Origin of the sequence: Mesorhizobium sp. M2A.F.Ca.ET.046.03.2.1 (genome assembly GCF_003952425.1) — a bacterium.
In the GTDB taxonomy this organism is placed as follows: domain Bacteria; phylum Pseudomonadota; class Alphaproteobacteria; order Rhizobiales; family Rhizobiaceae; genus Mesorhizobium.
In genome coordinates this window covers 1,672,973-1,691,635 of the sequence record NZ_CP034449.1, presented here as the reverse complement: position 1 = coordinate 1,691,635, position 18,663 = coordinate 1,672,973, and the positions used below count along the sequence as shown (strand labels likewise).

At 63.5% G+C, this 18,663-nt stretch carries 21 protein-coding genes; 9 read left to right on the top strand and 12 right to left on the bottom strand.

Going from position 1 to position 18,663, the window contains the following annotated elements; genetic code table 11:
• Positions 1-11: 11 nt before the first annotated feature.
• The 7 genes from EJ072_RS08130 to hemA form a co-directional block, all read right to left on the bottom strand.
• Entirely contained in the window at positions 12-1,226 is a 1,215-nt protein-coding gene (locus EJ072_RS08130; RefSeq protein ID WP_126079252.1) for an arginine deiminase, read from the bottom strand.
• 11 nt (positions 1,227-1,237) lie between these two features.
• Positions 1,238-2,707 carry an arginine-ornithine antiporter gene (gene arcD / locus EJ072_RS08125; protein ID WP_126079251.1) on the bottom strand — a complete coding sequence of 490 codons (1,470 nt, stop codon included), beginning with the start codon at positions 2,705-2,707 and terminating at the stop codon, positions 1,238-1,240.
• 114 nt (positions 2,708-2,821) lie between these two features.
• Positions 2,822-4,066: an MgtC/SapB family protein gene (locus EJ072_RS08120; RefSeq protein ID WP_126079250.1), complete on the bottom strand. Its 1,245-nt coding sequence runs from the start codon at positions 4,064-4,066 to the stop codon at positions 2,822-2,824.
• Positions 4,067-4,158: 92 nt separating this feature from the next.
• Positions 4,159-4,608 (bottom strand): pyridoxamine 5'-phosphate oxidase family protein, encoded by a 450-nt coding sequence (locus EJ072_RS08115; RefSeq protein ID WP_126079249.1) that lies wholly within the window; start codon positions 4,606-4,608, stop codon positions 4,159-4,161.
• A gap of 11 nt (positions 4,609-4,619) precedes the next feature.
• Positions 4,620-5,321, bottom strand: a complete 702-nt coding sequence (locus EJ072_RS08110; protein ID WP_126079248.1) for a phosphoribosyltransferase — start codon at positions 5,319-5,321, stop codon at positions 4,620-4,622.
• Positions 5,322-5,323: 2 nt separating this feature from the next.
• On the bottom strand, positions 5,324-5,692 hold the full coding sequence (locus EJ072_RS08105) for a DUF2267 domain-containing protein (RefSeq protein WP_245467253.1): 369 nt from the start codon (positions 5,690-5,692) through the stop codon (positions 5,324-5,326).
• 148 nt (positions 5,693-5,840) lie between these two features.
• Positions 5,841-7,118 (bottom strand): 5-aminolevulinate synthase, encoded by a 1,278-nt coding sequence (gene hemA / locus EJ072_RS08100; protein ID WP_126079246.1) that lies wholly within the window; start codon positions 7,116-7,118, stop codon positions 5,841-5,843.
• A gap of 41 nt (positions 7,119-7,159) precedes the next feature.
• On the opposite strand from hemA, the gene EJ072_RS08095 reads away from it, so the two are divergent.
• Positions 7,160-7,531 (top strand): hypothetical protein, encoded by a 372-nt coding sequence (locus EJ072_RS08095; RefSeq protein ID WP_126079245.1) that lies wholly within the window; start codon positions 7,160-7,162, stop codon positions 7,529-7,531.
• A 68-nt stretch (positions 7,532-7,599) separates the two neighbouring features.
• Here EJ072_RS08095 and EJ072_RS08090 read toward each other — a convergent pair whose 3' ends face one another.
• Complete coding sequence (locus tag EJ072_RS08090) at positions 7,600-8,136, bottom strand: Hsp20/alpha crystallin family protein (protein WP_126079244.1); 537 nt, start codon at positions 8,134-8,136, stop codon at positions 7,600-7,602.
• A 393-nt stretch (positions 8,137-8,529) separates the two neighbouring features.
• Here EJ072_RS08090 and EJ072_RS08085 point away from each other — a divergent pair, with 393 nt between their 5' ends.
• Positions 8,530-8,745 (top strand): hypothetical protein, encoded by a 216-nt coding sequence (locus EJ072_RS08085; protein WP_126079243.1) that lies wholly within the window; start codon positions 8,530-8,532, stop codon positions 8,743-8,745.
• A gap of 79 nt (positions 8,746-8,824) precedes the next feature.
• On the opposite strand, the gene fixJ is transcribed toward EJ072_RS08085, so the two are convergent.
• Together fixJ and EJ072_RS08075 are read right to left on the bottom strand one after the other, a co-directional pair.
• A complete protein-coding gene (gene fixJ / locus EJ072_RS08080; protein WP_126062679.1) occupies positions 8,825-9,436 on the bottom strand; it encodes a response regulator FixJ in 612 nt (203 codons plus the stop codon).
• Complete coding sequence (locus EJ072_RS08075; protein WP_126079242.1) at positions 9,429-10,913, bottom strand: PAS domain-containing sensor histidine kinase; 1,485 nt, start codon at positions 10,911-10,913, stop codon at positions 9,429-9,431. Before EJ072_RS08075 ends, fixJ begins: the two co-directional genes overlap by 8 nt.
• A 255-nt stretch (positions 10,914-11,168) precedes the next feature.
• On the opposite strand from EJ072_RS08075, the gene EJ072_RS08070 reads away from it, so the two are divergent.
• The 7 genes from EJ072_RS08070 (at position 11,169) to EJ072_RS08040 (ending at position 17,901) form a co-directional block, all read left to right on the top strand.
• A complete protein-coding gene (locus tag EJ072_RS08070) occupies positions 11,169-11,978 on the top strand; it encodes a universal stress protein (RefSeq protein WP_126083549.1) in 810 nt (269 codons plus the stop codon).
• 34 nt (positions 11,979-12,012) lie between these two features.
• The gene (gene mgtA, locus EJ072_RS08065) at positions 12,013-14,667 is read left to right on the top strand and encodes a magnesium-translocating P-type ATPase (RefSeq protein ID WP_245467252.1); all 2,655 of its coding nucleotides are present in this window, start codon (positions 12,013-12,015) and stop codon (positions 14,665-14,667) included.
• 207 nt (positions 14,668-14,874) lie between these two features.
• Positions 14,875-15,198 carry a PepSY domain-containing protein gene (locus EJ072_RS08060; protein ID WP_189343251.1) on the top strand — a complete coding sequence of 108 codons (324 nt, stop codon included), beginning with the start codon at positions 14,875-14,877 and terminating at the stop codon, positions 15,196-15,198.
• A complete protein-coding gene (locus tag EJ072_RS08055) occupies positions 15,195-15,860 on the top strand; it encodes a response regulator transcription factor (protein ID WP_126079239.1) in 666 nt (221 codons plus the stop codon). The genes EJ072_RS08060 and EJ072_RS08055 overlap by 4 nt, the downstream gene beginning before the upstream one ends.
• Positions 15,860-17,200, top strand: coding sequence for a HAMP domain-containing sensor histidine kinase (locus tag EJ072_RS08050; RefSeq protein WP_126079238.1), 1,341 nt, complete (start codon positions 15,860-15,862; stop codon positions 17,198-17,200). Before EJ072_RS08055 ends, EJ072_RS08050 begins: the two co-directional genes overlap by 1 nt.
• Positions 17,201-17,313: 113 nt before the next feature.
• Entirely contained in the window at positions 17,314-17,574 is a 261-nt protein-coding gene (locus tag EJ072_RS08045; protein ID WP_126079237.1) for a DUF6455 family protein, read from the top strand.
• A gap of 21 nt (positions 17,575-17,595) precedes the next feature.
• On the top strand, positions 17,596-17,901 hold the full coding sequence (locus EJ072_RS08040) for a hypothetical protein (RefSeq protein ID WP_126079236.1): 306 nt from the start codon (positions 17,596-17,598) through the stop codon (positions 17,899-17,901).
• 27 nt (positions 17,902-17,928) lie between these two features.
• Here the strand turns inward: EJ072_RS08040 and EJ072_RS37500 are convergent, their stop codons facing one another.
• Positions 17,929-18,048, bottom strand: a complete 120-nt coding sequence (locus EJ072_RS37500) for a hypothetical protein (protein ID WP_348639286.1) — start codon at positions 18,046-18,048, stop codon at positions 17,929-17,931.
• Positions 18,049-18,056: 8 nt separating this feature from the next.
• Entirely contained in the window at positions 18,057-18,629 is a 573-nt protein-coding gene (locus EJ072_RS08035) for a CBS domain-containing protein (RefSeq protein ID WP_348639281.1), read from the bottom strand.
• Between the last annotated feature and the right edge of the window lie 34 nt (positions 18,630-18,663).

The window sequence follows — 18,663 nt, the reverse complement described above, 5'->3', positions numbered from 1 at the left end:
TGGGGGTCCTTTCAGAGCGGGTCTCGGGCGATGGGGCAGGTCATGCAATGGCCGCCGCCGCGGCCGCGGCTGAGCTCGGCACCCTCGACGGTGATCACCTCGACTCCCGCGCGGCGCAGAAGCGTGTTGGTGTAGACGTTGCGGTCGTAGCCGATGACGACGCCCGGCTCGACGGCGACGACGTTGTTGCCGTCGTCCCACTGCTCGCGCTCGGCCTCGTAGCGGTCGCCGCCAGTGGCGATGATCCGCAGCGATTTCAGCCCGAGAGCCTCCGCGACCACCGAGATGAAGGGCTCCTTCTCCTCCCTGACCTCGACCGCCGCATCGCCGTCTCCCGGCCGAATCGAGAAGGTGCGCAGCCTTTCGACCACGGGCGGGTACATGGTGGCGAGATCGCGGTCGCAGAAGGTGAAGACGGTGTCGAGATGCATGAAGGAACGGTCGCGCGGCATCAGAGCCGCGATCACGCGCGTGGCCTCTCCGGCCGCGAACAGGCTTCGCGCAAGATCGCCGACCGCTTGCGGCGTGGTGCGCTCGCCCATGCCGACCAGAACGACGCCTCCGCCGACAGGCATGACGTCGCCGCCTTCGAGGCTGACGCCCGTTCCGGCCCGGGGCGAGACGAACGGGATGCCGCTGTCGCGGAACCTTGGATGGAAGCGATAGACAGCCTCGACATTGGCCGCCTCGGGCCGCCTGGCCGGCCAATACATCGGGTTGGCCGACACGGAGCGGTAGATCCAGCAGGAGCTGTCACGGGTGAACAGCTGGTTGGGAAGCGGCGGCAGCACGAAGTCCTGCGGCGCGAGCGTCCTTCCGGTCAGGCCCTTGGGCTCGAACGGCAGTTCGGCGCGCGCAATGCCGCCGACGAGACAGGTTGCCAGCAGGCCGGCCGACATTTCGTTCAGCCAGCCACGCATCTCGTCGACCATGTCGAGGCCGACCACGCCGGCATGCACCCGGCGGTCGAGAAGCCAGTCGCGGGCCTTGCCGATGGCCATTGTCTCGGCAAGCAGCTCACCGAACGAATGCACCACCACGCCGCGCTCGCGCAACGCGTCGACGAAGACGTCGTGTTCCTGGCGCGCCCGCTTTACCCACAACACGTCGTCGAATAGCAGCGCCTTGCAGTTATCCGGCGTTAGCCTGCGCAGGCTGAGATCCGGCCTGTGGACCATGACCTCGCGCAGGCGGCCGACCTCCGAATGCACTCCGAGATTTGTCATTGTATGGCCTCTCAAAGCGCGCTGACAGCGCCGGTCCACATCTCGTAGACGGCAAGGATTGCGACCGCTACGAGCGCGACGGCGATGATGGCTTCCACCGGGTGGAAGACACGCTGGTTGCCTTCGCGGCGAGCCCATACGTAGAAGATGATGCCCGGGGCATAGAGGATCGCGCACATGAACAGGTACGCAGGCCCCGCCGCATAGACGAGCCACAGCCCGTAGATCGTTGCCAGCACGCCGGCGACGAGCGGTCCGGTGCGCCCTTCGCCGCCTTGGTAGCTTTCTCCGGTCAATGCCAGTTTCGCGGCGAAGGCTCCGGAGAAAATGTAAGGCACGAGGATCACCGTCGAAGCGATGTAGAAGAGCGCCTGGTAGGTGCTCTGGGCAAAGAGCGTGATCACCAGGAGGGCCTGGACGAGCAGGTTGGTGATCAGCAGCGACGTCGAGGGAACGCCGCGCTCGCTTTCCCGGCCGAAGAACTTCGGCAGGGTCCCGTCCTTTCCGGCCACATGCGGAACCTCCGCCGCAAGCAGCGTCCAGCTCAGGAAGGCGCCGATGACCGAGATGACGAGCGCGAGATTGATGAGCACGGCGCCCCAAGGTCCGACGACCGCCTCGAGCACGCCCGCCATCGACGGGTTTTTCAGGGCGGCGAGTTCGGGCTGGCTCAGGATGCCGAGCGAAAGCAACGAGACCAGCGCATAGAGGGCAAGGCAGGTGAAGAAGCCGAGCACAGTTGCCGTCGCAATGTCCTTGCGGCGCTCCGCCCGGGCGGAGAAAACGCTGGCGCCTTCGATGCCGATGAACACCCAAAGCGTCACCAGCATCGTGCTCTTGACCTGGGCGGCGATGGTGCCGAGCGAAGCGCTGCCGAGCCCGGTGAAATCGAGTGTCCAGACATTGAGCTTGAACGCGACGGCCACGATCCCGACGAACAGGACGACAGGCGCGATCTTGGCCACGGTCACGATGGTGTTGACGACCGCCGCCTGACGGATGCCCGCAAGGATCAGAACGTGGATGAGCCACAGCAGGATCGATGCACCGAGCACCGCCTGCCACGTGTTTCCGTCACCGAAGGCGGGGAAGAAATAGGACAGTGCGCTGAAAACGATCACCGCGTAGGAGACGTTGCCGACCCATGCGCTGATCCAATAGCCCCAGGCACTGTTGAAGCCTACGAACGGACCGAAGCCGGCCTTGGCATAGGCATAGGGGCCGGCGTCGAGGTCGGGACGGCGCACCGCCAGCGACTGGTAGACAAACACCAGCGCAAGCATGCCGACCGCCGTAATGGCCCAACCGATCAGGATCGCGAGCGGACCGGCGCCGGCCGCCATGTTCTGCGGCAGGCTGAAGACGCCCGAGCCGACCATGGAGCCGATGACGAGCGCGGTCAGCGACCCCAGCCGGAGCTTCGCCGAAGCCGGGGTCGCGGTTCTTTCCCGAATGGGGACGTTGATGTCTGTTGTGGCCATGAGGCCCTCCCACCTTTGCAATGATGGGGGCCATTCAACAGGAAAGCGGGCCGGCAGCTTTGATACGGGTCAAATCAGAATGATCCCAGCGCGAGCGTCACGGCCGCGACAACCCTACCGAAGCAGCATGGCGCCGTAGCCCGCGGCAGCGGCGGTCAAGGTCATGCCGGCCAGGGGCAACCAGAATCTCACCGGACCCGCGAATACGGCCAGAAACAGGCGTCCGATTGCGTTGGCCATCAGCGCCGTCAGCACCGCATGTCCAACGGTTTCGATCGGCATCGACTGCTTGACCAGCCGTATGGCGCTGAGCACCGAAGCGTCGACGTCAAACGCGCCCGCGATTGCGGAACTCGCCAGCAGGCCTTGTTCCTTGAATTGGAACGCCAACGCGGCGCTCGCTGTCGAGGCGCCCGCGAACAGCAGCGCAAAGATCAGCAACGGCACCAGTTCGAACGGATTGCGCGTCGCGCCGGGGCTCTCTGGCTTGCTGCCGCGAATTGCCAGCGCAATCGTTCCGCAGACGCCGAGTGTCAGCGCGGCAGCGAGCGCGGGTATGGCGATGTAAGCGGTCACCGGCGGCGCCAGTATCAAAACCACGAGGCAGACACGCAAGATTGAGATCATAGCGGCCAGCGAAGCCGCGCCGGCGAAGGACAAGGAATTGTCCGACCGATTGGCCGTGCGGGCCAGTGACAGGGTGACGGCGGTCGATGAGACCACGGCGCCGGCGAGCGCGCTCACAATCAGACCGCGGGCGTTTCCGAAGACGCGCCCCGCGACATAACCGACGAAGGAAATCGAGGCCATCAGCACCGTCAGGAGCCAGATCTCCCGCGGGTTGAAGCCGCCCCATGGGTCAAATGGACGGTCCGGCAGCAGGGGCAGGATTATGGCGGTCATCACCGCCAGAACCAGTGCCGAGCGAAGCTCGATCCAGGTCAGACGTTTCAGAAGCCCGTGCAGGATTTCGCGGCTGGCAAGGAGCGCCGCGAGCGCTGCGCCTCCCGCGGCGGCAACGCGAAAGTCGCCGGCCACGCAGAGCGCGCCAAGCGTAAAGACGGCCAGGCCCGCGATAACGGTTGTGACGCTGAAATCCTCGTCATGCGCGGCTTCGCGTGCCTTGTACCAAGCGAAAATGCCAGCGAAGGCAAGGAAGCCTGCAACCAGCACCGACATTGCGTTGAGCGCTTCGGCCAATGCCGCAACCAGGCCGCCGAGAAGCCCGGCGATGCCGAAGGTGCGAATGCCGGCTGTCCGGCTGCGGTCGGGCGCATCGCGCTCTCTCCAGCCGCGTTCCAACCCGACAAGCAGGCCTATTGCCAAGGCGACCCCGAGCCGGGCAATGAGCGTGTCCATGGCGGCTACCTCAGATTGGCTGCATACGCTGCCAGCTGCTTTGGCCAGCGGTCGGCTTGGCGCGGCTTCCGCCTCGGCCTCGCCATGTAAGGCTAGCTCTCCAACGCTTCGCGGCCCGAAACTTCGGCGATGGAGACGCGGAAGAACACGTGGGGCAGATGCTCCAGATCCGAGGCTGCGGCCGGCTTGAGCGCGCCTGGCTCCCACCAGTCGAAGTGCTTGCTCAGCACGAACCATGCATGGTCACGCTGCGCCTCGTGTCCGATCCGATCGGGAAGTTCTTCATAACGGCCGGTGACGATGACGCTTTTCCAACCGTGACCCGTGCCGGCGGCGTCGACCTGCACGGACACGAGCGGATTGGCGCGCATCCAGTCGATCTTCTTGCCCGGCAGGGAGAAGGCATAGAGGTGGTTGTCCGCATGCGCGTAATGGAACGGAACGACGTAGGGCCGCCCGTCCTTCGCGCAGGCCAGCCGGCCAGCGCGATTGGCCGTCAGCAGTTTGGTGCATTCCAGAGTGGACAAAGCGCGGATCTGCATCGGCGGGACTCCTAGCTATCGGTCTCGCGCCGCGATCTTTTCGCGGTGTGCTGGCCGGAGCGCCTTCTTTCGTCGGCATTTCCGCGGGCGAGGGCCATGATATCCAGAACCTCGTTGTCGGAGAGCTGCGGGAAGTTGCCGTAATAATAGCTCAGCGCCCGAAAACGTGCAGGCTGATTGAGGCAGATCAAATCCGCTTCCTGCGAGAGCTCGTCCGCGGTGTCCACCGGCGCCACGGGAAGAGCGACGATGATCTTGCGCGGCGAACGTCGCTTCAACGCGCGAATGGCGACCTTCATCGTCGTTCCGGTCGCCGCCCCGTCGTCAACGACGATCACCGTTTTGCCCGCCACCGACAGGGGCAGGTCTTTCCCACGATATACCGCCCGTCGCCGTTCCAGTTCGGGGCGCTCCTGCGCGATCAGGACACGAAGCGCGCCGTCATCGAGGGCGTATGCCTCCACGATTTCCCGGTTGAGAACGACGTCGGGAGGCTCGCCGTCCACGATGGCGGCCACGGCCAGTTCCGGATTGCCCGGCGCTCCGACCTTTCGAACGATCACGAGGTCCAGCGGCGCCTTGAGGGCCTTGGCTACCTCGGCAGCCACAGGGACGCCGCCTCGCGGCAAGGCGAGCACAATCGGGTCCTTCAGCTGAAGCAGGTCCAGCGATGCTCCGAGCTTCTGCCCCGCCTCCTGGCGATCGCGAAACATCGTCATTCCTCCGGCCACAGGTGGCGCAGTGACTTCTTCATCGAGTTTCGGACCTGGACGATCTCACCGTGGGAAATATGCCGGTCGAGAAGCCTGAACACCGCTACGATCGCCTTGTCGGTGTCGACCTCCGGCTCGTAGCCAAAGCTGTTGCGGACGCAAATGACGAAGTCGCTCTTTTTGCGTTCCCACGTCGGTTCGGCCGGGTTCCACCCTTCGAAATAGATGCCTCTGATCAGCGTCGGCAACTGGGCCGACAGGTCGGCCATTTCCTCCGGCGAAAGCCAGTCGCGCAAGGTATGCAGGACCGCTTTCAGCAGGCGAAATGCGCTTTGCTCATTCCAATCCAGGTCCCTGGCAAGCTCGTTCACCCATTGCTGCGTCTGCTCGGCGGCATGTGTGATCGAAGTGTGTGAAACTGCGTGTGTCATCCTCCTCATCCTTCGACTGTTTTGGTTCTCCCTAGCTGCCCTTGCTGGGAACGGCGCATCGCTCCGGACAAGTTCAACGTCCCGGATTTCAGCCGCCTGCCTTGTTCACCAGCAGCGGGATGATCCGATCGGTCTTGGCGACGGCGGGGCGGCCTGAGCCGGCATAGGGGATGCCGAGCGCATCCCAGGTCTCGACCAGCGCGTCCTGCAGTTCGGCAATCAGCGCGTCCGAATGGAATGGTGTGGGCGTGATGCGCAGCCGCTCGGTGCCGCGCGGCACCGTCGGATAGTTGATCGGCTGGATGTAGATGCCGTGCACGCCAAGCAGCCGGTCGCTCGCCATCTTGCAGAGCTCGGGATCGCCGACCAGCACCGGCACGATATGGGTGGCCGATTCCATCACCGGCAGGCCCGCCGCGGCAAGCACCTGCTTGGTGCGCGCCGCCTGGCGCTGCTGCGCGTCGCGCTCGGCCTGCGAGCGCTTCAGGTGGCGGATCGAGGTGGTGGCGGCGGCCGCGATCGCCGGCGGCAGCGCGGTGGTGAAGATGAAGCCCGGCGCATAGGAGCGCACCGCGTCAATCACCGCACTGGTGCCGGTGATGTAGCCGCCCAGCGTGCCGAAGGCCTTGGCCAGCGTTCCCTCGATGATGTCGATGCGGTCGGCAAGGCCCTCGCGTTCGGTGATGCCGCCGCCGCGCGGTCCGTACATGCCCACCGCATGCACCTCGTCGATATAGGTCATGGCGTTGTAGCGCTCGGCCAGCTCGACGATCTCTCTGATCGGCGCGATGTCGCCGTCCATCGAATAGACGCTCTCGAACACGATCAGCTTGGCGCGCTCGCGCCCCGCCGCCTGCAGCAGGCTTTCCAGATGCGCGACGTCGTTGTGGCGAAAGATCTTCTTTTCTGCGCCGGAGCGGCGCACGCCTTCGATCATCGAGGCATGGTTGAGCTCGTCGGAGAGCACCAGGCAGTTGGGCAAAAGCCGGGCGATGGTCGAGATCGAGGCCTCGTTGGAGACGAAGCCGGAGGTGAAGACGAGCCCTGCCTCCTTGTCATGCAGGTCGGCGAGCTCCCGCTCCAGCTCGACCAGCGGGTTGGAGGTGCCGGAGATGTTGCGGGTGCCGCCGGCGCCCGAGCCCATCTTGCCGGCCGCGGTCTGGAAGGCGGCGATCACATCCTCGTTCTGGCCCATGCCGAGATAGTCGTTGGAGCACCAGACGGTGATTTCCTGGGCGCGGCCGTTGGAACGCCAGATGGCGCGCGGGAACTTGCCCACCATGCGCTCAAGGTCGGCGAAGACGCGGTAGCGCCGCTCCGCGTGGAGCTGGTCGATCGCATCCTCGAAGAACCGCTGGTAATTCATGTCGAGCTCCTGTGCAGCCGAAATCCGTGTTGGGTAGCGCGTTGACCTACCTGGCCGACACCATACGAGGCATGCGAGGACCTCACTTTGAGCTATGTCAATTCCGGGATGCCTCCGGCGGTCGAGACAATGCGACTGGAGGTGGCTTCAGCCCGCGGGCTTGTGTTTCACAAAAAAAAGTGGATGACCGCGATATTTGGAGTAGGAATGATGAACAGCCTGCATTGAGGGTAGTCGTGGACCGGTTCATTGCACGGGCTAATATTGCCCATTTCGAAGACTTGCTTGCCGCGGAAACCGACCCGCAGAAGCGGCGGGTGATCGAGAACCTGCTTGCACGCGAGAGGCAGAAGCTCGAAATCGCGGAGCATCAAGCCGAGGCCGCAGGGAAACCTTCGGATCCAGAGAAATGAGGCCTGGTTGCGGGGAAGGCTCCTCAGTGCACCGGCCCGATGCACTGAGGAAATGATCATCCGTGGTTTCAGGCAGCCTTGACGGTGATCTTCTTCTCGGCCTTCTGCGCTTCGGCCGTCTTCGGCAGCTTTACAGTCAGAATGCCCTTGGTGAAACTGGCGTCGATCTTGTCGGCGTTTACACCTTCGGGCAGCCGGAACGAGCGCTGGAAGGAGCCGTAGCGGCGCTCCGAGAGATAGTAGTCCTTCTCCTTTTCCTCTTTTTCTTCCTTCTTCTCGCCCTTGATCGTCAGCACGTTGTTGGCGAGCTTTATGTCGACGTTCTTTTCGTCGATGCCCGGCAGTTCGGCCGTGATCTCATACGCATCGGCCTTTTCCACCAAGTCCATCGCCGGCGCCACCGGCCACTCGCCGCGCAACTTCGCGGGGAAGTCCCTGCCGAACAGCGAACGGGTAGCGGGCAAGTGGAAATCGAAGGGATGAAAGTCATCGAAAAGCCGGTCGATTTCGCGTCGCAGGCTCTCGAAAGGCCCCGCCCAGTTATCCGATCGGGCGGGAACGTTCTTCTCGGTTCTCACGGGCAGTTTGGTAGCGGCTTCAGCCATGGCTTTTCTCCTCAAAGGTGGATTGGGCAACAAGTACCGCCGCCTCCGCTCTTTCACCGCAGGTCTTCCAGCACGCGCCAGACAGAGGTCGGCGGACCTGCTCGACAGGCATCCTCGCTGAACTGACCCATCCGCTTCGCGACGTCCGCGTTTGACACGGGGTCGATGCGACCGCACTGCAATTCATGCGCGACCTGTCGAGACCGGCATCAAAGCACCGGTATGAGCAGCCATCGTTGATCCGCGTCAAACAAGCCGCAAGAAGGAACGATTGGGGTCAAAGAGCCCGAACCAGGCTCGTTCGATGGACGCCGGATCGCGCCAAGAGGCCTCCTGGCCGGAAAATCTGACTCAAATCAAAGCGCGGAGCGAATCTTCGATCACACTGGCCGAATGTGGAATCCGATCGCAAGCGCGCCACCCGGCCGCAACCTCGAACTGGCCGTCATCGACGACGATGGCGTGCACGCGCTCGTGTTCCCTTGCGAGAAGGCGCCGGTGGGCTGGAAGAATGTCGCGACCGGGGCGCGGGTCGACATCCGTCCGACCCACTGGCGTGTCTGGAATCCGGAGGAGCACCAGCTTGGCTTCCTGCAGATTCCGCACTGATGCGCGCCCTCTGGGGTGTAGCTTTTCAGGGCGGCATGCAGCGGAAGCAAGGACTTGAACCGCGTCGCTTCAATCCGCTTCAGCTCTTCGGATCGGCGATCAAGGCCATGCGCACCAGATGCGAGAGGCTGCTGGCGCCCATCTTGCTCATGACATTGGCGCGATGGATTTCAACGGTCCGCGGACTGATCCCGAGATCATAGGCAATCGTCTTGTTCGGTAGTCCCGAAACAAGGCCGTCGAGCACCTGGCGCTCCCGCTCCGACAGCGTCGCAAGGTTCTTTCGAATTCCGGCTGATTGCGGGTGCGCCGCGATCGGCTGGCTGCGGTGGTCCAGGGCGGAACGAATGGCATCGATCAGCACCTGATCGTCGAATGGCTTCTCGATGAAATCGGCAGCGCCCTCCTTCATCGCCTGCACGGCGAGGGCCACGTCGGCATGACCTGTCATCACGATCACCGGCGCATTCAGGCCGCGCGCCTTCAGCTGCCGCAGGAACTCGATGCCGTCAATGCCGGGCATACGCACATCGGTGACGATGCAGCCGTCGATCTCCTTCGGTTCCGGTGCCAGGAATGCGGTCGCCGACTCATGGAGGCGCACGGCAAAGTCGGCTGTCGCAAGAAGAAAACCCAGCGACTTGCGAACATCGACGTCATCATCGACGACATGAACGACATCATTAGCCACGGGCAACCTCGTCCTTCTCTACGGCACGCAAGGTGAACCGAAATGCCGTTCCTCCGCCGGGCATCGACTCGGCCCAAATATGACCACCATGCGACTCGACGATAGTGCGACAAATGGACAGACCCACTCCCATTCCCTGCTTCTTGGTAGTGACGAAAGGCTGGAAAAGCTGGGCAGAAACCTCGGGCGCCAGCCCCGGGCCGGTGTCGATCACGCCGATCTCCACCATCGCGTCATGTCGCGCCTTGGTCACGACGTGCAATTCGCGGCGGGGCGCGCCTTGCATGGCCTCCACGGCGTTTCTCATCAGGTTCAGCAATACCTGCTCGATCTGGATTCGGTCGGTCAAGACCAGTTCGGCCGACGGATCGAGATCGTAACTGACACGTACATCCGCTTCCCTGGCGCCGACCAGGGCCAGCGAGGAAGCATCCTCGATGAGCGCCGACAGGCGTTCCACCTGGCGCTCGCTTTCGCCCCTGGCGACAAAATCCCTGAGACGGCGGATGACGTCGCCGGCGCGCAACGCCTGTTCGGCGGCCCTCTCCACGGCTTCCCGCAACATTGTGGCATTCTCGTCCTTGCTCTTTTCGAGGAGACGGCGGCTACCCTTGAGATAGTTCGTGATCGCCGTCAGGGGCTGGTTAATCTCATGCGCCAATGTGGAGGCCATTTCGCCAAGGGCGGTGAAACGCGCCATGTGAAGCAACTCCTGCTGCTGTTCCTGCATCCTGGCTTCCGTCCTGTGGCGCTCCGTCAGGTCGCGGCAGAAGCCGGTGAAGAAGCGCCCTGTTCCCGGATGCATTTCGCCGACGGAGAGTTCCATCGGAAAGGTCGATCCGTCCTTGCGCATCCCGGTTACCGTTCGGCCGAGCCCGATAATGCGGCGTTCTCCCGTTGTCAGGTATCGCTGCAGGTATGTGTCGTGCTCCTCCCGGTATGGCGAGGGCATCAGCATCTTGACGTTTCGTCCGATGACCTCGCCGGCCTGGTAGCCGAACAATATCTCGGCCGCCGTGCTGAAGGATTGGATGTTGGCGCCTTCGTCGATGACGATCATCGCATCGGGTACTGTCGCCAGGATCGAACGTAGGTGATCCTCGCGCAGCTGCAGCGCGGCGTTGGCGAATGACAGATCGCTGACGTCGGTGCCCTGAATGAAGATTGCGGTGATCTGGCCATCCCTCGCCCTGACGGGCTGGTAGACGAAATCGAGGATACGCTCCTCCGCAAGGCCGGTTTCATCGTTGCGCAGGATGATCTTGGCGCTGCGGCCGACGTAAGGCTCGCCGGTTTCGCAGACGCGATCGAGCAATTCGAAGAATCCCTGACCCTCGAGCTCGGGCAAGGCCCCGCGAAACGACTTGCCGATAACCTGCCGCTGGCCGATCAAGTGCTGAAACGCGGCATTGGTCAGCTGAAAGACGTGGTCCGGCTCGCTGAGCAAGGCTATGAAGCCCGGAGCCTGGTCGAACATCAGGGCGAGAAGCTCGTGTTCCGGCAAGATATCGAGGGCGGCCAGCGGCGATGGCTTGGCTGCTTCTGGCCGGCCTTGTTCCGTCTTGCTCACGAGCGGTCTCCGGATCGAGAAACAGCAGCGGCCGACGATTTAGCACGCATCATTCCGCCCGCCAAACAGCGGCGCCGCTGTGACGATTTGATCTGTATCAAGGCGCCCCAAGCTCGCACAATGCAAGTGACAGACATTCCGCGTTCGGAGCGAGGTGCCTGCATGTCCTATAAAACGATAATCGTCAATCTGGCCGTTGATACAGACCCCGCGCCGGTCGTGAAGCTGGCGGTGGAACTGGCGCAGCGCTTCGATGCCCACCTCGTCGGCCTTGCCGCCGCGGACGTCCCGCCTTTGGTGTCCACGGGAGAGGGCCTGGTCTACGAAGGCGAGGTCATGCAGGTCCAGCGCACCGAGATCGAGAAGCGCCTTGCCGAATTGCGCGATATCTTCGAGAAGCTCGTCCCTGGCTCGGTCAGCAGCGAATGGACGCAATACATTTGCGGCCCGACCCGCGCTCTCGGCCTTGCGGCCCGCTCGGCCGATCTCATCGTGACCGCCGAGGGCGGGGAGGATGTCTTCCGTGCCGTCGACGTCGGTAGCCTCGTGCTTGGCGCCGGTCGCCCCGTGCTGGTCACGGCGGGCAATGCCGAGCATCTACTGGGCAAGACCGTCCTTGTCGCCTGGAAGGACAGCCGGGAAGCGCGAAGGGCCTTGTCCGATTCCTTGCCGTTTCTGGCGAAAGCCAACGAAGTGGTCGTCGCCACGATGGAAACCGAGTCCGGGGAAGATGTGCGAAACAGCATCGCCGACGTCGCGGTTTTTCTGGAGCAGCATGGCATCATGGCGCGAACCGAAGTGATCCCCGGCGACGCGGATGGCGACAGGCTGGCGGCGTTTGCGCGGTCAATCCACGCCGATCTGATCGTCTCCGGCGCCTATGGTCACAGCCGGCTGCGGGAATGGGCCTTCGGCGGCGTCACACGCACGCTCATCGGCGAGAGCAATATCAATCGCCTGTTGTCGAACTGATCGGTCGGCCATGGTGACCGGTGGAGCCGATCCGATGGAACGGGCGGCGGTCCGGCCCGCCGAACCGCAGTCGACCGGCCGTGCGCCCGACATCGCCAAGCAGGCCTACTGGTCGCTTGAAGCCGATCGGCTGGTCGGACAACTGGAGACCTCCACTTCCGGACTGCTGAGCGCGGATGCGGCGGCCCGGCTTGCCAAATTCGGACGAAACGCCCTGGTGCCTCGGTCGAACCGATCGGCGTTGGCTGTGCTCGCGCGTCAGTTTCGCAGCCCGCTGGTCCTGATCCTGGTCTTCGCCGCCGCCGTGTCGGTGTTCGTCGGCGAAGGTCATGAAGCAGCAATCATCGGCGCGATTGTGCTCGCCAGCTGTATCCTCAGCTTCACCCAGGAATATGGCGCCTCTCGTGCCATGGAGGCGCTGCAGCAGCGCATCTCCCGCAAGGCCACCGTGCTTCGGGACAGCTTCGAACGGACTGTCGATGTCGAGAACATCGTTCCTGGCGACGTCGTCTGCTTGTCGGCGGGAAATCTCATCCCCGTCGATGGCGTCGTCCTGGAGTCGCGGGATTTCAACGTCAGCGAATCCGTTCTGACCGGCGAAACCTTTCCCGTCGTGAAATCCGCCGGCCGCTCCGCGCCCGAAGCCGGTATCGCGCAACGGACCAACTCCGTGTTCACCGGCACCTCGGTTCGCAGCGGAACGGCAAAGGTGCTTGCCGTCGCCACGGGAGCGCGGACCGAGTTCGCGGCGATCGCCGAAGCCTTGGAGCGGCGGATCCCGGAAACCGAGTTCGCCCGAGGCATCAGAATGTTCGGATATCTGATGACCGAGATCATGCTTGCGATCGTCATCATGGTGTTCTTCGCCAATGTGATGCTCAACCGGCCACTGATCGAATCTCTTTTGTTTTCGCTTGCCCTCGCTGTCGGCCTGACGCCTGAACTGCTTCCCGCGATCATCAGCGTCACCCTGGCCAAAGGCGCGCGCACGATGGCCGCCAGCGGCGTCATCGTGCGTCGCCTCGACGCGATCGAGAATCTCGGCAGCATGGACCTGCTGTGCACCGACAAGACAGGAACGCTGACGGAGGGCGTCATTCACCTCGATGGATCGTTCGATGTCGAGGGCACCGCTTCGAAGGACGTCCTGCTTTGGGCGCTGCTGAACGCGACCTTGCAGACAGGGCTGAAGAATCCCCTGGACGAGGCAATTGCGAGTGCGCCGCATGACCACGAGGATCTGTCCGGTTTCACCAAGATCGACGAGATCCCTTACGATTTTGTCCGCAAGCGGTTGTCCGTCGCCGCGCGGGACAGCTCTCGCGAACAGATCCTCATCACCAAGGGAGCAGTCCAGAATGTCGTCGAGGCGTGTGGCTTCGTTCAAGGTCCGCACGGCTTGACACCCCTTGGCGCGGCGGAGCGCCAGGCGATCGACGAGAGATTCAGGCGCTGGAGCGCGCAAGGATATCGCGTTCTCGGCCTGGCGATCCGGAGATTTCAGGACAAGGCTGGCTTCAGCCGTGACGACGAAACCGGAATGGCCTTCGCCGGCTTCCTGCTCTTTCTCGATCCCCCGAAAGAGGGGGTGCGGAAAACGCTGTCGGCGCTTACTGACCGCGGCATTGGCGTAAAGGTGATTTCCGGCGACAACCGCTATGTCGCCGCGCACCTGGCCGAGGCTGTGGGCCTCCGGTCCGCCAGGATCATGACCGGCGAAGACCTGTCGAAACTGACGAAGAATGGGCTTCTCGCCAGTGTGCGCCATACCGATCTCTTCGTGGAGATCGATCCGAACCAGAAGGAGCGGATTGTCGAGGCGCTGCGCCGGAGCGGCCACGTCGTCGGCTATCTTGGCGACGGCATCAACGACGCGCCGGCGCTTCACGAAGCAGATATCGGCATCTCGGTCGATACCGCCGTGGATGTCGCGCGCGAGGCTGCGGACATCATCTTGCTGAAGCGCGACCTGGGTGTGCTGGTGCGGGGTGTCGATGACGGCCGAAAGACCTTCGCCAACACGATGAAATACATCTCCATCACGACCAGCGCCAATTTCGGCAACATGATCAGCATGGCGGCGGCCTCGCTCTACCTGCCGTTCCTGCCGCTGCTGGCAAAGCAGATCCTGCTGAACAATTTCCTCTCCGACATCCCGGCTCTGGCGATCGCGGGTGACAATGTCGATGCCGAACAGGTGCGCAGGCCGCGTCACTGGGACATCCGTTTCGTCAGGCGTTTCATGGTGAGCTTCGGGCTGGTGAGCTCCCTGTTCGACTTTGCGACCTTCGCTTTCCTTCTTCTGGCCGTTCACGCCACGGCCACCACGTTTCAGACCGCATGGTTCGTGGAATCCGTGCTCACCGAACTTGCCATTGTGCTCGTCGTGCGGACCCACAAAAGGCTGTGGCGCAGCCGTCCCAGCCATTTGCTCGCGGGCCTGACCCTCGGCGTCGGCATTATCTCCATCGCCATCCCCTTTGCCCCGTTTGCAAGCTGGTTCGGATTTGTGCCCCTGGCAGGACCGGTGCTGGCCGGGCTGCTCGCGATCACCGCGCTCTATGTGCTTGTGTCGGAAATGACCAAAAGCTGGCTCTTCGCCCATGGCAGCCGCGGCAAGCGCAGACGAAAAGCGGTTGGTCCACATCTGGATCGAGCCGCGACCAGACCGGGCCGCGCCGCGGGTTAAGCTCGGGGAGGCAGCTCGATGACCGCCGCTGGGCGCCACTCGCACCGGTCTAGAAGTGGAAGAGCGCGCTTCCTGTATGGCGGCGGATCGAGGTCGAGCATCGAAAAGTCGTCATCGGGCGCGATGGCCATTGATATGCGGCCCTTGCCGCCAGCTGACGATGATTGACAGCGGTTTGACAGCTTCCGCATGCGACAACTCCCTTCCATGAAAACCGTATCGATGAGCCTGGCAGCTCTGGGCGTGGCCGCGCTTGTGATGGCCTTGCCGTCGCCCGTCCGGGCGCAGGATGACGACGATGATCATGATCGGGCGCGCGATCTCCATGAGCGCGGCGAAATCGAGGGTCTTGCCGACATCATGGCCATCGTGCGCGCCAAGGCTCCCGGCAAGATTGTTTCGGTCGATCTCATTCGTGCCGAAGGCAAATGGATCTATCGGTTCCAGGTGGTCGCCGCCGACGGCAGGCGCCGGATCGTTGACGTCGATGCCGGGGTGGGCGGTGTCAAGGGTGATGAAGGCCACAGATGAAGATCCTCGTGGCTGAAGACGAACCGCGCATCGCGGCCGACATCGCGGCGGTCCTGAATGCCTCGGGCATGGCTGTCGACATCGTGGACAATGGTGCAGCGGCCTGGTTTGCGGGCGATGTCGAGAACTACGACGCGGCGATTCTCGACCTCGGCCTGCCGAAGCTCGACGGCCTCACGGTGCTGAAGCGCTGGCGCGCAAATGGCCGTCGCTTTCCCGTCCTCATCCTGACGGCGAGGGGGCTGTGGACCGAGCGCGTCGAAGGGATCAACGCCGGCGCCGACGACTATCTCCCGAAACCTTTTGAAATGGAGGAACTGCTGGCGCGGCCGCGAGCCATCCTGCGCCGCTCGAGCGGGCAGGCAGCACCAGTGCTGAAATCAGGCCCTTTGCTGCTCGACACGCGCCAGATGCGCATCTCGCTTCGCGGCGTTCCGGTGGCGCTTTCGCCGCTCGAATATCGGCTTCTCGCGTTCCTGATGCATCATGCCGGCCGTGTGGTCGCATCAACCGAGCTTGCCGAGCATCTGTACAGTTCCGACAACGAACGCGATCCCAACACAATCGAGGTCATCGTCGCGCGTCTGCGGCGCAAGCTTGGCAGCAAGATCATCGAGACGCGTCGCGGTTTCGGTTACTTTGTCCCCGACGGGCCGGATTGATGCGCAATTCGATCCGTTTCAGGCTCTGGTCGGCAAGGGCGATATCGATCGTCATCGCCCTTGCCATCGCCGGTGTCGGTCTTCGCTATCTGTTCGAACTGAACGTCGAGAGGCGTGTTGTCAGTGAGCTGACGGACGATCTCAACGAACTGATCGCCGCGACGAGCTTCACGGCCGATGGCCGTCTGTTTGTGGCGTCCACGCTGGCCGACCAACGCTTCTCCAATCCGCTGTCCGGCCACTACTGGCAAGTGGAAGACCTGGCCACCCACAGCCTCGTTCGGTCGCGCTCACTGTGGGATGCAACGCTGGCCCTGCCCAAACAGGCAGGCAATGGCGAGTTGCGGAAGGAAGAACTCAAGGGGCCCGGCGGCGAGCTCACCGTCGCCGTCATTCGCACGATCACCGATGCGGACGGGCGGGCCTTTCGCGCCGTGGTGGCGGAAGACCATCGCAATGTGGAAGTTTCCGTTGGCGAGTACGTCCGTGACCTTGCGCCGGCCCTCGTTGTGCTGGCCTCCGCCCTGATGGGAGCTTTCTTCATCCAGATCACCGTCGGCCTGGCGCCGCTGGAAAGCCTGAGGATCGCCGTCAAGAACGTGATCGCGCAGCGGACGGCACGGTTGGACGTGGCCGCGCCGAGCGAAGTGCAGCCACTCGCCGACGAGATCAACCGCCTGCTCGACGCCCAGGAGAAAGCCCTCTCTCGGGCGCGCTCGCGTGCCACCGACCTTGCGCATGGCCTCAAGACGCCGCTGCAGGTCCTGTCCGCCGACATCCGGACCCTGCGCAAGAAGGGCGAAAGCGAGCTTGCCGACGAAATCGAGAAGAGCGCGAGCGCGATTCGCCGTCATGTCGAGCGGGAGTTGGCACGCGCTCGTCTGGCGCCTGGTGTTTCGGGCGATGCCGCTTGCCTTGTCCGTGAGGTGGCGAGTGGCGTGGTCGCGGTCGTCAAGCGCACGCCGAGGGGCAAGCAGCTCTCATTCGTCATCGATGCCGCCGAGGATTTCATCGCGCCCGTCGACGAGGGCGATCTTTCCGAGATTCTCGGCAATCTGGTGGAGAACGCGACGCGTTTCGCAAGCTCCGCGGTTCATGTGAGCGCATCGGCAAGCGCTGGCGAGGTGATCATCAAGGTCGTCGATGATGGGCCGGGCATTCCCGAGGCCGCCCTGCACGCCGCTCTGGTACGTGGCGTTCAGCTCGACAGCAAGGGCGGCGGCAACGGCCTCGGCCTAGCGATCGTTTCGGATATCGTCGAAGCCTATGGCGGCCGTCTCGAAATGGCCAATGCCAACTCCGGTCTGGCGGTGACCATCCACCTGCCATGGCATGCTTGAGCGGCGCCCGTCTGGCGAAGCAATTCCACGAAATGGACAGCGCTCCTTGATCGAGATCAACGTCGCATGCCGCCTGAGATGGCAATGATTTGCCGTCTGAGGAGTGTAGCGAGATGAGCTTTCTCGATTATCTGATGGGCGTTGACGCCAGAATTGCCTTGATGGGACGCATGATGCAGAAAACGGGCGTCGACCGGCAGCTGCGGGTCGTGGCCGATCACGTCGCCGTCACCAATCGCGCCGTGGACCGGTGCCGCTCCTGCGGCCACCAGGACGAATGCGCGGCCTGGCTCGACGAAACCGAGCATGCGGATCACCCGCCGGCCTATTGCCGCAATGGCGACTTGATTGCGCGTTTGCAGTCTATCGGTTGATCGAGCGCCGAGGCCGCGGCCTTGATCGGTTGCCGCCGTGAGCCGCCCTGGCTACCCGGCCGACTAACAGGCGGCTCCTGTGATGCCCTCAACCCGAAGGCGTTCATCTATTGCGTGGCCATCGTGCCGATGGACATCGAGGCGGCCGCGCTGGGCATCGCCTGGATGGCGCTGCTCGTGATCAAGGCACTGACCGGATCGATATGGCTGCTGCTGGGCGGGCGGTTGAGCGGCGGCAAGAGGATGGCCGACGCCATCGCCGGCGCGGCGCTCATTGTCTTTGCGCTGCTGCTGGTTCGCCCCCTGATGCCGTTGTCCGCGATTTGAGTGCGTGCGCCGGAAGCGCGACGGTCTTCAGGAGACAAGCACCACCGAGAATGGCCCGGCGCAAAAGAGCTTGTCCGTGACCTTCTTGACCCCGGCAACGTTCTCGGCCGCAACCACGGCAGCTTTTCGCTGGCGTTCGTCGAAGATGGCGCCGCTCAGCTCAACGTCTCCCTTGTCGACGGTGACGCCGATAAGGTCGCCGCCGACGCTCCAGGACTGCCCCGCAGCTCGGCAAGAATGTTCCTGCGGATGACCTCGTCGTCGACAGTCGCAGAACCTGATTTGGGCAGAGTGCGGAGCATGATGCGCATCAGATCGGAGCGGCTGACGATGCCGACGATCTTGTCCGCGTCAAGGACAGGCACATTCTTGATGTCGTGGGTTGCCATGAGCTCGACGACCTCGGCAAGCGAAGCGCCTGGCGCTGCCGAAACGACGCCGGCGGTCATGACCTCGGCCACCCGGCGGCCGCTCGAACGGACATACTCGTCGGCGAGCTTGCCTGGACCGGCAAGAAACTCCAGCCAGCGAGGCCGCGCCCGTCTGGTGCCAAGTTCGCCCCGGCGCAGGAAATCGCCTTCGCTGATGATGCCAGCCAGCGATCCGTCGTCTCCCACGACCGGCAGGCAGCGGATGTTCCTGGTCAGCATCAGATCGGCCGCTTCGGCGACCGAGGCAGAGGTGGCGATTGTGACCACCGGCGTCGTCATGATGTCCCGAGCCTGCATCGAAGTCTCCCGCTATCGTCAGCCTTACTCTCGG